The sequence below is a fragment of the Streptomyces sp. DF42 genome (assembly GCF_058267695.1).
The window spans coordinates 9,298,008-9,311,779 of record NZ_CM177859.1 but is presented as its reverse complement, the minus strand read 5'-3'; the positions used below and the strand labels follow the sequence as shown (position 1 = coordinate 9,311,779).

The window sequence follows — 13,772 nt, the reverse complement described above, 5'->3', positions numbered from 1 at the left end:
GGGGTGTTCCTTGCGTAGGGGGCGGGCCCTGGGGGCGGCTGCGACGTCAGGCGGGCTCGGGCTGCCACTCGACGAGGGCGATTCCGGCGGAGGCTCCGCTGGCGAGTCCGAGGAGGGCCACCTGCGCGCCCGGGTGCAACCTGCCTTCCCGTGCGGCCTCGACGAGTTGCAGGGGCAGGCTCGCGGTGGCGACGTTGCCGTAGCGGGGGAAGGTGGCCACGACCCGGTCGCGGGCGATGCCGGTGGAGTCGAGGATGGCGCCGGTGAAGGGGACGGATGCCTGGTGTACGCAGACGAGGTCGAGGTCGCCGGGTTTGCGGCCCCACTCGGCCAGCGCGTCGATGACGTCCTTCTCCATTCCCTGGAACGAGGCGGCGAGCGCCTGGGAGTCGAAGCGGAGGGAGATCACCGGGCTGGTGGGCGAGTAGTAGGGGTTGGTCGCCGTGGCCGCCCGCCAGCCGGCCGAGTTGCTGGAGAAACGGATGCCCAGCAGCCCTGGCCGGTCGCTCCCCTCCAGCAGCAGCGCGGCACCCAGATCGCCGAGAGTGAGGGCGGGCAGGAGCAGGGCGAGTTCGTCGCGGTCGCGTGCCGGGAGGCGGGAGAGCATGCTGCCCCGCTCTCCGGTGACGATGAGCACGCGGTGGTAGCGGCCGGCTCGGATCAGGGCGTCGGCGATCTCCAGGGCGTTGAGGACGCCGTTGCAGGCGTTCTGGACGTCGAAGACCGGTGCCGTGACGCCGAGTTTGTCAGCCACGACGTGGGCGGTGGCGGGCTCCTCCATGTCCTCGCTCGCGGAAGCGAAGACGAGCAGGTCCACGGCGTCGGGGCCGAGGCCGCACTCGTCGAGAAGGCTCCGGGCGGCTGCCGACGCCAGGTCGGAGGGCCAGGCATCGGCAGCCGCCACCCGGCGCTCCTCGAAGCCGTACATCTGGCGCAGCAGCCCGGGCATCAGGCGGAGGCCGGGGTGTCGGGAGCGGACCTCGTCCTCGATCTCCGCGCCGGTCTGACGGTCCGGGGGAACATGGACGGCGACGCGACGGATCGTGCTGTAGCGGGGCTCTGTCATGGAAGTGGTGTTTGTTCTCCTGCCGGGTTCCGGGCGTGACGGTGCAGGCCAGTGAAGGGAGTTGGGACGGCGCACCGCAAACGGGAGCCGGTTCGGATGCGCCCATTGGAGTGATCATGGTCGGCGGCTTCATCCCTCGGAGTTACGCGCGGCGCGAGGAGGAGCCCCCAGCGGACACTGCCCCCGTGTCGTTGACCGAGGCCGAACTCCCTTATCCCGATTACGACTTCCCCCCCCACTGGTTCGAACACGGGGGCGTGCGTCAGCACTACCTCGACGAAGGGACGGGTGCGCCGCTGCTCATGCTGCACGGCAATCCCACCTGGAGTTACATGTGGCGCAACCTGGTACGGGACCTGCGTTCCGACCACCGGTGCATCGTCCCCGACCACATCGGTATGGGCCGCTCCGACCGCCCCGACGAGTCCGCCTACTCCTACACCGCCCCCAGTCGCCTGGCGGATCTGGAGCGGCTGGTGGAGCACGTGGTGACCGAGCGGGGCCTGCCGGACCGGGGCTGGACCCTGATCGGGCACGACTGGGGCGGAATCATCGGCATGGCGTGGGCGCGCCGGCGACCCGACTGGCTCGCCCGCATCGTCATGCTCAACTCCGCGGCCTTCCCGATGCCGCTGGGCTACCGCCTGCCGTGGTACCTGCGCCTGATCCGCAGCGGAGGCAGCACACCGGCCCGGCTGGTGCACCGCACCAACGCCTTCGCCGTGGCCGCCTCCCGTCTGGGGGTCGCCTCGGCACTGCCCCGGCCGGTACGCCGCGCCTATGTGAGCCCCTATCGCGGCCTGCACCGGCGGCTGGCGGTGCTGCGTTTCATCCAGGACATTCCGCTGACCGCCGCCGACCCGGCGTGGCCGCTGATCGACGTGGGCCCCGTCGAGGCACCGCAGTTGACGTCCCTGCCCATGCTGGTGTGCTGGGGCGGCCGGGACCGGGTCTTCGACCAGCGCTTCCTCGCGGAATGGCTTCGGCGCTTCCCCTCCGCCGAGGCGCATCTGTTTCCGCGTGCCGGTCACTTCGTACAGGAGGACGCGCGCGAGGAAGTCGCGGCGTACGTAAGGGAGTTCCTCGGTCGGCACACGGAAGGGACGGGAGCGTCGTGGTGACGGCCGTGACAGGCACACAGGTCGGGCTGCTGGGGCAGCTCTCGCAGGCGCAGCGGTCCCGGCCCACCGCGGTCGCCCTCGACACGTTCCGCGGCCGGCGCCGGGAACGGATCACGTACGCCGGCCTGTACACCCGATGTCTGCGTACCGCGGACGCTTTGGCCGCAGCGGGCATCGGCCGGGGCACGCGCGCGGTGGTCATGACCCGTCGCCCACCGGACCTGATCGCCACGGTGTACGCGCTGTCCGCACTCGGAGCCTGCGCCGTGCTGATCGACCCCGGACATTCGCGCCCCGCAGTTACCGGCGCTGGCCCCCGATGGTCGTGGCGACGACCGCGCTCGGCGGGATCGCCTACATGGCCGACTTCTCCATAGGCGCCGGCATCGGCCTGGCGCACGGCACGGGCAACGCCCTCCTGGCCATCGCCGTCGCCGCGGTCGTCATCTTCATCACCGGCTTCCCGCTCGCGTACTACGGCGCCCGCTACAACATCGACCTGGACCTGATCACCCGCGGCTCCGGCTTCGGCTACTACGGGTCGGTCCTCACCAGCGTCATCTTCGCCAGCTTCACCTTCATCTTCTTCGCCCTCGAAGGCTCGATCATGGCCCAGGGCCTCAAGCTCGGCCTCGGGCTGCCGCTGTGGCTGGGCTACGCCATCTCCACCCTGATGGTGATCCCGCTGGTGATCTACGGTATGAAGGCGCTCAGCAAGCTCCAGGTGTGGACGACGCCGATCTGGCTGCTGCTCATGGTCGCCCCGCTGGTCTACCTGATCTCCACCGACCCGGGCACCGTCGACCACTTCCTCGCCTACACGGGCACCGACGGCGAAGGCGGCGTCAACACCGCGTCCGTGCTGCTGGGCGCCGGCGTCTGTCTCTCGCTCATCGCCCAGATCGGCGAGCAGATCGACTACCTGCGCTTCATGCCGCCCAAGACCGAGGCCAGCAAGCGCACTTGGTGGACCGCGGTGGTCATGGCCGGCCCCGGCTGGGTGGTGCTCGGCGCGCTGAAGCAGGCCATCGGTGTCTTTCTCGCCGTCTACATCCTCGCCAAGGTCGGTCCGACGGCGGCGCCCGAGCCGATCCAGCAGTTCCGCGGCGCTTTCGACGCGATGATGCCGTCCTGGATGGTCGTCCCGCTCGCCGTGGCGCTCGTCGTGATCAGCCAGATCAAGATCAACGTCACGAACGCGTACTCCGGTTCACTGGCGTGGACCAACTCCTTCACCCGCGTCACCGGGCGCTACCCCGGCCGCATGGTCTTCGTGCTGGTCAACCTGGGCTTCGCGCTGGCTCTGATGGAGGCCGACATGTTCAGCTTCCTCAACAGCATCCTCGGCTTCTACTCGAACTGTGCGATCGCCTGGGTCGTCACCGTGGCCACCGACATCGGCGTCAACAAGTACCTGCTGAAGCTCTCCCCGCTCCAGCCCGAGTTCCGCCGCGGCATGCTCCACGCGGTCAACCCGGTCGGTGTCGTCGCCTTCGTGGCCGCTTCCGGCCTCTCGATCGCCATGTACTTCCACGCACTCGGCGACAGCCTGCAGCCGTACTCCCCGGTCGCCGCGGCCGTCATCGCCTTCGTCCTCACCCCGCTGATGGCCGTCGTCACCAAGGGCAGGTACTACCTCCGCCGCGCCGACGACGGCATCGAGGAGCCGCTGCTCGACGCGGAGGGCAACCCCAGCGCCACGACGTACGACTGCCACGTCTGCCAGCAGCCCTACGAGCGGCCCGACGTGACCGCCTGCGCCACCCACGACGCGGTGGTCTGCTCCCTGTGCCTGAGCACCGACAAGATCGGAGACCACGTACTGCCTGCCACCGCGTAGCAGGCGGGGACACGCGGGGTGCCCATCCACCCCGCTCGTCCCCGGGCGGGCACGCGCGCCGACGCCAAGGTGGCGTGCGTGCCCGGCACCTGGCCGGCATTCGGGCCGTCAGTCCGCGACGAGACCCCGGTGCAGCACCTCCCAAGCACGGCATCGCGCCTGCTCTCGTCTCCCCCTCATCTCCGCCTCCTCCGGTGGCCGGGGCCGTCCGCTCGCCCGGCTGACCGCGCGTGCGCCGAACGGGCGCACGTGGCGTGCCGTGCGCGAGCACGGCGTGACAGCTGTCCAAGCTGGGCCCGCTCCGAGCCCGCTGACGACCCGTCACCAGGAGGTGCGCACGATGATGCGCCGAATCCTCAAGTCCGCAGGGACCGCCCTGGCAGCGGCGGCCTGTCTGGCCGCTGCCGTCCCCGCCGCAGCAGCCGCACCCCTCAGACCGCGGCCCGTCGCCGCCGAGGCCCCATCAGCCCTGCGCGCCGACCAGGCCGACCAGTTCGGGTACCTGGGGGCGGTCAGCACAGGCCTGGCCGCGCTCGCCTCGGTGCCCGACCCCGACCGCTCGCCCGCCGGCACCAACGACTTCACCTGCAAGCCGTCCGCCGCGCACCCCTACCCGGTGGTGCTGGTCCACGGCACCTTCGCGAACGCCTTCGACAGCTGGAGCGGACTCGCCCCGGTGCTGAAGAACGCCGGTTACTGCGTCTTCGCCCTCAACTACGGCGAGAGCACACCGCACGCCCTGATGAAGGCGACCCGCCACATCCCCGACTCGGCCAAACAACTCGCCGCCTACGTCGGCAAGGTGCTGGCCGCCACGGGTGCGTCGAAGGTCGACCTGGTCGGACACAGCCAGGGCGGCGGAGTGACGCCCGAGTGGTACCTGCGCTTCGAGAACGGCGCCGCGAAGGTGCACCATCTGGTGGGCATCAACCCCAGCAATCACGGCACCAACGCATCCGGCCTGGCCAACCTGGTCAACACGGGACTGGACGTGGCGGGGAAGGTGGGCAAGCCGCTCGGCCTGGACAGCCCCGCGGCCAAGGATCAGACCATCGGCTCCCCGGTGCTCCGGCAGCTGTACGCCAACGGAGACACCGAGCCCGGCGTCACCTACACCACCATCGTCAGCCGCACCGACCTGGTCGTGACCCCGTACACCAACCAGTTCCTCAAGGCCGGATCCGGCGCGACCGTGCACAACATCCTGCTGCAGAACGTATGTCCGCTGGACCTCACGGGTCATGTCGGCAGCACCTACGACCCCAACGTGAACCGGCTCGTCCTCAACGCCCTCGACCCGGCGCACGCCGAACCGGTGCCCTGCGCAGTCATGCCGGTTCCGCTCTGACCGGCCCTCATACCGGTTCCGCTGGTGGTCGCCGCACAGCCCGCGGACAGGAGCAGATCGGCTCCGGCCTTGCCCGGGGGAATCTTCGCCGGCGGAACCGGGTTGCTTACGACGATCAGCACGGGGTCGGACCGCAGGGAGGGGACGGGAGCCGATGAGCCTTCGCCAGTACGAGTACGCCCTGGCCGTCGCCGAGGAGGGCTCGGTGACGGCAGCGGCGGAACTGCTGCGTGTCGCTCAGCCGTCGGTGTCCCAGCAGATCCGCGGCCTGGAGCGGGAACTCGGCGTGGAACTGTTCGCCCGCACCCCGACCGGGCTGGTGCCCACCGTGGTCGGCCGGGCGTTCCTGCGGGAGGCGGAGGTCGCGGTGAGCGCCTCGCGGCGGGCGAGGGCGACGGCGCGGGCCGGTGCCGACGAGCTGGTGGGCGAGCTGGTCGTCTCGGCGCAGATGGGCTTTGGCACACGGCAACTGCCGGGCGCGCTCGGCACGCTGCGTCGTCGCTTCCCGCGGCTGGAGGTCACTGTCTTCGAGGAGCCGAGCTCCGCCGAGCTGGATCGGCTGTGCCGCCGGGGCGTGCTGGATCTCGCCCTGATGGCGGCGTGCGAGCGGAGCCCCGCCCACGCCCATCACCTCGGCGACGAGGAGTTCGTCGTGGTGCTGGGCGCCGGGCATCGGCAACTGGCCGCGGACCGGGTCGAGTTGCGCGAACTGGAGGGGGAGCCGTGGGTGCGGTTCGACCGCGACAGCGCGCTGGACGGCGTGCTGCTGAACGTGCTGCGGGACAACGGTCTGACCCCGACCACGGCCGCCCGTGTGTCCCAGACGGCGACGGCTGTGCGCTGGGCGGCCCAAGGGCTGGGGATGACGCTCGTTCCGGCCTCCGCCGTGCCCCACGGTCACGAGCACCTCGTTCGCCCGGTGTTCCCGGCCGTGTCCCAGCCCGTCATCGCCGTCGTCCGGCAAGGCGCGGGCCCGGCGGAAACGGCCCTGCTCGAACTCCTGCGTGCGGAAAGCTGGTCCGAGTCCGCTTCCTTCTCACCGGTGTCCTGAAGGGTGGGAGGGAGGCGAAGCGTGCGCCACCGAATTCCCTTTTTCCGAAAGTCGCGTTCGGGAATTCCGTCGGCGCATCGGCGTCACCCTCTGGGGAATTCGCCGCCGTCCACAATGAGGTTGCTCCCCGTCAGCCAGCTCGCCCGGTCGGACGCGAGGAACAGCACCGCGTCGGCGATGTCGTCGGGCCGGCCGTCGCGCCCCAGCGGCGGAGTGTCGCCGGCGTTGGTCCGGCCCGGCGCCGCGTTCAGATTCGCCCACTGCTCCCGTGTTGCTTCGCCGCCGGGGGTGGCGGTTCGGCCCGGACTCACGGTGTTGACCCGGATTCCGAACGGAGCCAGCTCCGAGGCCATTCCCCGGCTGTAGTTCTCCAGCGCCGCCTTCGCCGCCGTGTAGTGCAGGAACTGTCCCACCGGTGTGAGGACCGCGGCCGAGGAGATGTGCACGATCATCCCCGAACGGCGTTCCCGCATACCCGGCACCAGCAGCGAGTCCAGGCGCACCGACGCGAGGTAGTTGAGGTCCAGCGCGTCCTGCCATTCCTCCTCGGGGATGGCCGAGGCGTCTTGGTGAGGTCGCGCCCCGCCCGCGTTGTGGACCAGGATGTCCACCCCGCCCAGCGCTTTCAGCGCGGCCGCGGCGAGCGCCTCCGCTCCTGCCCGTGTCCGCACGTCGGCGTCCACGAAGGTGGCTCCCTCCGGCACCGTGCTCGTCTCCGACCTGGCGGTCGTGAGCACTTCGGCGCCGGCGTCCAGGAGTTGGCGCACAACGGCCGCGCCGATCCCGCGGGACCCACCTGTGACCAGGGCCCGCTTTCCCGCGAGTTCACGCGTTCCCGATCCATTCTCGATCGCGCTCATGCCACCGGTCCTCTCCATCGCGTGTTCGTCCGCTCGACGGAAGAATCATCGGCGTGCGCACTGCGCGAATCTTCGGAGAATTCGCGTGTGAGCACCTCGTCGAGCTGTTTCACGGTAGGTGCGGAAAGGAATCAGGGGCAAAGACGAAATGTCAGCAGGCGCTATAGGGAGTTCCTATGGCACCCCGCCCTCGGCCCCTTCGCCGGTGGCCCGGCGGTCCTCACCCGCTGGACTGACAGGGTGGTCGATACGTCGCCCGGGCCCGTGCGCGCCAGGAACGGCGGTCATGGCTGCTAGCTTCCACAACTGTCGGAAAGGTCCCGTTCGTCCGAAGACGTGGCGGGGCCATTGCTATGAGCTGAGGCGAAATTGACTGGTACGAGGGATGATTCGGACAGGCCGACGGTTGCCCCGTTCAAGCGCAGGAGCTTCCTGGCGTCGGCTGCCTTGGCGGCCGGTGCGCCGGTGACGGCCGCCGGGCCGGTGCAGGCAGCAGTGCAGTCGGCGAGCGGGCCGGCTGCCGCGCTCGGCCAACAGTCGGTGGCGCGTCTGCTGGCCGTGCCCGAGGAGAGCCGCCGGGACGACTGGCTCAGATCGGCCCTCCAGGTCGCCGTGGCGCTCGAACTCGCCACCATCCCGCCCTACTTGTGCGGCTGGTGGTCCATCAGAGATCGCGGCAGCGAGGCCGCGCGGCTGATCCGGCGCATCGTCGGCGACGAGATGTTCCACCTGGGCGTGGTCTGCAACCTGCTCGTGGCCGTCGGCGGGCAGCCGCGGATCAGGGAAGCCGCGCCCACCTACCCCGGCCCGCTGCCCGGCGGTGTGCACGCCGGGCTGACCGTCTATCTGTCGGGCCTGACCAAGACGTACGTGCACGACGTGATGATGGGCATCGAAGCCCCGCACCGTCCGCTCGCCCGGAGGGTGGACACCTCGCCGACCGTCGGCACCTTCTACAGCGGCATCCTCAAGACGTTCCGGAGTGTGGCGCCGGAACTGTCGGCGCGCGGACAGCTGTCCACGCGCATCGGCTCCGACGTGCTGGAGCCGGTGGAGACTCCCGACGACGTCGAGCGCGCCATCGAGATCATCAAGGAGCAGGGCGAGGGCACCTCCAGTTCTCCCGCCACGGCCTTCGACGACGACTACCCGGCGCACTACTACGCGTTCGGCGAGATCTACCACGGCCGACGGCTGCGCGACAACGACGGCGACTGGGAGTTCAACGGCGCGCCCGTGCCCTTCCCCGACACCCGCCCCATGGCACCGGTTCCGGAAGGCGGCTGGCCCAACCCGCCGGGAGAGGTGCGGCGGCTCCTGGAGAGCTTCGACACCACCTACAACAGCCTCCTCCACACCCTTGAGACGGCCTGGGCCGGCGGCGGCCACCGCTCCCTCCACGCGGCCATCCACATCATGCGCGGGCTGGAGACGCCCGCGGTGGAGCTGATGGAACGCCCGATCCCCGACGCACCGGGCAACTACGGCCCGCAGTTCCACGCCTTCTGACACCTCGGGGCGAGGGGCACCAGGCCCCGGCGTGGGGCGGCTGAGCAATCCGCCGCCCCACCGAACCGGGCCAACGCGGCTACTGCTGCTCATGGCCGACCGGGCGGGGCCCGCCCGGGTGGGGCGCAGTCTTGGGATCAGGGCCGGGACCCGGGCGCGGTAGGAGTCGTAGGACGCGCCGAGCTGGTGCGCCATGAGCCCGTCCTCGACGTGTGCCCGGCGCAGCAGCCATGGGACGGCGACCGCCAGGAACGCTGTCCAGACGCCGAATCCGCAGGCCGACGTGGCGCCGAGGATCAGGCCGAGCAGTCCCGTGCAGTTGGGGTGGCGGACGAGCCGGTAGGGGCCGTCCGTGCGCAGTTCGTGGTGCTCCTGGACCGTCGGGACGCTGGACCACATCGTGCCCAGGATCCAGCGGGCCCACAGCAGCAAAGCGGTGGAGGCGACGGCGAGCAGCCCGCCCAAAAGCGCGAGCTCGGGCTGCCAGTACCGGAGATGGCGCCAGAAGCCCCCGGAGTGTCCGACCAGCGTGAAGAGGACGTAGACGCCTGCGATCAGCAGGACCCGGTGAGGCAATGTGCGACGCAGTCCACGCACCCAGCCGTGCAGGCCCGCCTGGCCCTTCGCGCCGAAGTGGACGGCACCCGCGATCCAGGCCACGACAAAGACCAGGAAGCAGACGCCGGTGAGAGCGACAAGTGCCGAGCGGAGAGGGGCCATGCCTCCAGCGTGCTCCGAGGAGTAGTGGATCACCACCACCCACGGGTCGATGGAGCGGTCTCCACCCCGGGATGGAGGCGGTGGGGGCAATCCCCCAGAAGCGTCGACCGGTTTGCCGGATGGTGGGCGGCCAGGTCGGGCCGCGAGTCTGTACGTGATCGCTCAACCCGTACAGACAGCAGAACACGTACAGACCAAAGGGGTTCAGTCATGCAGACCCGCCGCTCTGTCATCCTGTCGGCCGCTGCCGCCGTCGCCGTGTCCGCCGTCCCGGCACGTGCCGCTTCCGCCGCTTCCGCCGCGTCGCGCAAGGCCGGGCCGGTGCGGCTGTCGTTGCCCGCGCCCAGCGGACCGCACCCGGTGGGGACGGTCTCGCTGCGGCTGGTCGATGCGTCGCGGACCGATCCCTGGATCACCTCGCAGCCGTACCGGGAACTCATGATCGGCATCCGTTATCCGGCGCGAGCCGTCGGCGGCCACCCGGCCGCCCCGCAGATGCTGCCGGGCGAGGCCGCCGGATTCGCCGCCTTGAACGGTTTCACCGATGTGCCCGGCGACCGGGTCGACTGGTCGGCCACGCGCACCCATGCCCACGAAGGCGCCCCGGTCGATCGGGGCATGGGCCCGCTCCCCGTCGTCTGCTACTCGCCGGGTGCCGGTGACCCGCGTTCTCTGGGCACCACTCTCTGCGACGACCTCGCCTCCCGGGGGTATGTCGTGGTGACCGTCGATCACACCTACGACGCCTCTGCCGTCCAGTTTCCCGGCGGCCGTGTCGAAAGCTCCGTGCTGCCGGCGGAGTTCGACAAGGCGTACCCGGACCCCGGGCGCATCAAGGCGCTGTTGCAGAAGACGCTCGCCGTACGGGTGGCCGACATCCGCTTCGTCGTCGACGAACTGCCCTGTGCGCTCCCCAGGGCGCTGCGCGGCATGCTGGACCTCGGCCGCATCGGCATGTTCGGCCAGTCGGCAGGTGGCTTCACCGCCTTGCAGGCCATGCACGACGATCCGCGCATCGCGGCGGCGGCCGATCTCGACGGGGTTCTCGCGTACGTCCAGGACGACGACACCGCCGGCAACCTCTCCACCGTTGCCACCGACGGCGTCGACCGCCCCTTCCTGCTGATCGGCAAGGACGGCAACGACCTGAGCACGGTGCCGTCCTGGGACGCGCTGTGGCGGCACAGTCGCGGCTGGCATCGGGGCCTGAGCCTGCGAGGTGCGGAACACGCGACGTACACCGACGCAGAGGCGCTCGTCCCGCAGATCGCCCGTCGGCTGGGACTCCCGCGGAAGACCGTCGTCGAGAACATCGGCACGATCCTGCCGAGGCATGCGATCGCCGCCGAACGCGCCTACCTCGCCGCCTTCTTCGACCGCTGGCTGCGCGGCCGGGACGACAACGGCCTGTTGGACGGGCCGTCGGGTCGATATCCAGAGGCGCGTTTCTTCTGACTCCCCGGCTGGCTCCCCGGCGCCGGCACGGCGCGGCGAGCGTCATGGCCGGATCGTCAGCCAGTCGAGGGACGCGACGCGAGGGCCTCCCTTCGCGACGAGGCAGAGAGTGTGGACACCCGTCAGGCGGTGGGGCAGGGTGACCGACTGCTCCTGCCAGGTGGTGGCGCCGGTCGCGTGCACAGGGAGGGTCGCGGCCACCGGGCCGCGCGGGGTGTCGAGCCGGAGTTGGAGCGCGCAGCCGGTGGTGCAGGTGGAGGCGAGCCGTACGGTGAGACGGTCGCCGTGCACGGCCGCGCGACGGAAGGCGATCCAGTCGCCGGAGCCCAGCATCCCGGTGGTGGCCGTGGTGCGTGCCGCCGCCCCGTGCATGGAGGTCGCCTGTTCGGCCTGGAGCGTGGCGGAGGCATCGGGCCCGTCGCCGTACAGGCGCAGGTCGTTGACCACCCAGGGGACGGGGCCGCTCGCGGTGAGGGTGATGCGGACGAACCGGGCCGTCCGGGCCGGGAAGGCCGCGTCCTGGGTGAAGGACCGGCCGGAGACCCGGGCGAGGCTCCCGCCCCAGTGTGTGCCGTCGCGGCTCACCGATACCGAGAAGCCGTACGGCTGTCCGCTGGTGTCGCGGTCCGCGTCGAGCGAGAGTCGGTCGACGGTCTTCGGCTCGCCCAGGTCGACCGTCAGAGACTGGCCGGGGGCCTGGGCGGCGGCGGCCGTCCAGCGAGTGTTGATGTCTCCGTCGACGGCGGCGAAGGCGTCGGAGCCGTCGCTCGCGGCCGCGGTCCAGGTGCCGTGCCGGACGCGCTGTCGGCAGCCGGGGAGGTCGCAGCCCGTCGACCAGATCGCCGCGCCGTGTTCGTAGGCACCGATGTCGGGAGCCGTGCCGCGGACTTCGGTGGTGATGCCGTCGATCGTCTCGCCGGCGTCGATCGCGGGTGAGCCGTCGGTGAGCCACAGTTCACCGTTGACGGCATCCGTGTAACCGGCCTTGTCGGTGATGAGGTTGGAGCGGACCACCGGCCGCGGGTCACCGGTCCCGGTCGCACTGACCGGCATCGGTCCGACGATGTTGCTGAAGTACGAGCCCGATGCGTCGGTGGCGCCGCTGAGCAGCGTGGAGTTCCCGTTGATCCCCACGCCGTAGCTGGAGTTGTGGTCGCGGTTGGCGATGCTCGGGCCGGTGTGGCCGTTGAAGAAGGTGCCTCGGCTGCCGGTGTTCCAGGCGACGTTGTGGTGCAGGAGGAAGTGGCCCGAGTAGTTGTCGACGTAGAAGCCGACCTGGCCGTCGGCGTCGTGCGAGGTGTTGTGGTCGACGGAGGTGCCGGTGCCGTCCAGGCTGCAGCAGACGTACAGGGGTGAGCCGTCGCGGGAGGTGCGCATCGCCTCGGACAGGTCGTTGTAGGCGATGCGGTTGCCGTGGAACTCGGTGCCGTTGAGTTGCCAGGCCGTGTCGACGGAGGCGCGTCCCGTGCGGCGGACCGTGTTGTGCGTGACCGTGTGGTCGTTGCCGTTGATCTCGATGCCGGGTGTGTAGCTGCCCATCCAGCCGACGTCGTGGATGTAGTTGCCGGTGATCGTGTTGCCGGTGCCGCGCACCAGGACGCCGTCGCCGGCGGACTGCGCGATCTCGCTGTTCTCCAGGGTGTTGCCGGTGCCGAGGATCTGCACGCCGGAGTCGAGGATGCGGGAGGCGACGATGTGCCCCTCGGAGGGCGGGATCGCGAGGTCGCCGTCCGGCGGCATGGGGAGCGTGGAGAACTCCGAGATGTACGTGGCATGCAGTGCGTCGATCACAACTCCCGTACTTGTCCTGCCCGTTCGCAGGGAGGTTCCCCACAGGTCCAGGCCGCGGACGGTGACGTACGAGGCGCCGGACAGATCCACTCCCCACAGGCGGTGTTTGGCGGTCACCGTGTGTCCGGCCATGCCGCCCTTGGGCGCGACGAGGTAGAGCCGGTGGGCGGTTGTGTCGTAGTACCACTCACCCGGCTTGTCGAGGGCGGCCTTGGAGCCCACGAGGTAGTAGTTGCGATAGTTCTGGTTGCCCATGCACAGGGGCGGGCAACGGTAGTTGCCGCCCTTGAAGTCCAGCTCGCCGGGCGAGCCGGCGGTGACCGTGCCGGTCTGCTGGGCCCAGGGGTTGGAGCCCGCCCACAGGTGCACGGTCGCACCGGTCCAGTCCGCGTCCGGCAGGTCGGTGTCGTCGATGTGCTGGTCGGTGGAGGTGGGGTCGGCCTCGGCCCAGGTGGTGTTGAGCGGATCGGAGCCGGAGTTTGGCCAACGACCCTCCGCCGCACGGCCGTTGTCCAGGAACACCGCGTTGAAGGCGGGGTCGGGCGGCAGGTTCGTGTCGGCGGCGACCAGTCCGCCGCGGGCCTCCTTCCAACCGGTCACCGGCTCGGTCCCGTCGACGGTCACCGGGCCGTCGCCGTACGCGGCGAGGGTGATCGGGGCGTCCTTCGTGCCGGAGGGCGGGGTCACCTGTTCGCGGTAGGTGCCGCGGTGGATGAGGCAGGTGTCGCCCGGGCGAACGCGGGAGAGGCAGTCTCCGATGGCGCGCAGGGGCTTCGCCGAGGAGCCGTCCGCGTGGTCACCTCCCCAGGGGGCGACATGGTAGACGCGGACCTGGCCCGCTGCCTGCGCCTGTACCGGGAAGGCCAACAGCGCCGTCACCGTGGCCAGTACCGACAGATGCCTCCGGCCCGGACGCCGTCTCTCCATCGAGAACCACCTTCCACCTCTACGCCGGAGGGTTGGATTGCGATAGTTTTCGCAATCTGCGACCGTTCCGGAAACGTAGGAGAT

At 70.4% G+C, this 13,772-nt stretch carries 10 protein-coding genes and 1 pseudogene; 7 read left to right on the top strand and 4 right to left on the bottom strand.

Annotation, left to right across the window (positions count from 1 at the left end):
- Nucleotides 1-46 precede the first annotated feature (46 nt).
- Complete coding sequence (locus ACYUED_RS42735) at nt 47-1,066, bottom strand: 3-oxoacyl-ACP synthase III family protein (RefSeq protein WP_491289774.1); 1,020 nt, start codon at nt 1,064-1,066, stop codon at nt 47-49.
- A gap of 185 nt (nt 1,067-1,251) precedes the next feature.
- Between ACYUED_RS42735 and ACYUED_RS42730 the strand changes: the two genes are divergently transcribed.
- The 5 genes from ACYUED_RS42730 to ACYUED_RS42710 all read left to right on the top strand — a co-directional run bounded on the left by ACYUED_RS42730 (nt 1,252) and on the right by ACYUED_RS42710 (nt 6,426).
- Nucleotides 1,252-2,187 (top strand): alpha/beta fold hydrolase, encoded by a 936-nt coding sequence (locus tag ACYUED_RS42730; protein WP_491289773.1) that lies wholly within the window; start codon nt 1,252-1,254, stop codon nt 2,185-2,187.
- Nucleotides 2,181-2,564 (top strand): AMP-binding protein, encoded by a 384-nt coding sequence (locus ACYUED_RS42725; RefSeq protein WP_491289772.1) that lies wholly within the window; start codon nt 2,181-2,183, stop codon nt 2,562-2,564. The genes ACYUED_RS42730 and ACYUED_RS42725 overlap by 7 nt, the downstream gene beginning before the upstream one ends.
- Entirely contained in the window at nt 2,507-4,027 is a 1,521-nt protein-coding gene (locus ACYUED_RS42720; RefSeq protein WP_491289771.1) for a purine-cytosine permease family protein, read from the top strand. The genes ACYUED_RS42725 and ACYUED_RS42720 overlap by 58 nt, the downstream gene beginning before the upstream one ends.
- Before the next feature lie 340 nt (nt 4,028-4,367).
- Entirely contained in the window at nt 4,368-5,375 is a 1,008-nt protein-coding gene (locus tag ACYUED_RS42715) for an esterase/lipase family protein (RefSeq protein WP_491289770.1), read from the top strand.
- A 154-nt stretch (nt 5,376-5,529) separates the two neighbouring features.
- A complete protein-coding gene (locus ACYUED_RS42710) occupies nt 5,530-6,426 on the top strand; it encodes a LysR family transcriptional regulator (protein ID WP_491289769.1) in 897 nt (298 codons plus the stop codon).
- An 83-nt stretch (nt 6,427-6,509) separates the two neighbouring features.
- Here ACYUED_RS42710 and ACYUED_RS42705 read toward each other — a convergent pair whose 3' ends face one another.
- Nucleotides 6,510-7,286, bottom strand: coding sequence for an oxidoreductase (locus tag ACYUED_RS42705; RefSeq protein ID WP_491289768.1), 777 nt, complete (start codon nt 7,284-7,286; stop codon nt 6,510-6,512).
- A 465-nt stretch (nt 7,287-7,751) separates the two neighbouring features.
- Between ACYUED_RS42705 and ACYUED_RS42700 the strand changes: the two genes are divergently transcribed.
- Nucleotides 7,752-8,795 carry a ferritin-like domain-containing protein gene (locus tag ACYUED_RS42700; protein WP_491289767.1) on the top strand — a complete coding sequence of 348 codons (1,044 nt, stop codon included), beginning with the start codon at nt 7,752-7,754 and terminating at the stop codon, nt 8,793-8,795.
- A 195-nt stretch (nt 8,796-8,990) separates the two neighbouring features.
- Here ACYUED_RS42700 and ACYUED_RS42695 read toward each other — a convergent pair.
- A pseudogene (locus ACYUED_RS42695) lies at nt 8,991-9,515 on the bottom strand (methyltransferase family protein); the annotation flags it as partial.
- A 210-nt stretch (nt 9,516-9,725) separates the two neighbouring features.
- Between ACYUED_RS42695 and ACYUED_RS42690 the strand changes: the two are divergent.
- The gene (locus ACYUED_RS42690; RefSeq protein ID WP_491289766.1) at nt 9,726-10,970 is read left to right on the top strand and encodes an alpha/beta hydrolase family protein; all 1,245 of its coding nucleotides are present in this window, start codon (nt 9,726-9,728) and stop codon (nt 10,968-10,970) included.
- A gap of 42 nt (nt 10,971-11,012) precedes the next feature.
- Here the strand turns inward: ACYUED_RS42690 and ACYUED_RS42685 are convergent, their stop codons facing one another.
- Nucleotides 11,013-13,688: a discoidin domain-containing protein gene (locus ACYUED_RS42685; RefSeq protein WP_491289765.1), complete on the bottom strand. Its 2,676-nt coding sequence runs from the start codon at nt 13,686-13,688 to the stop codon at nt 11,013-11,015.
- Nucleotides 13,689-13,772: the final 84 nt, after the last annotated feature.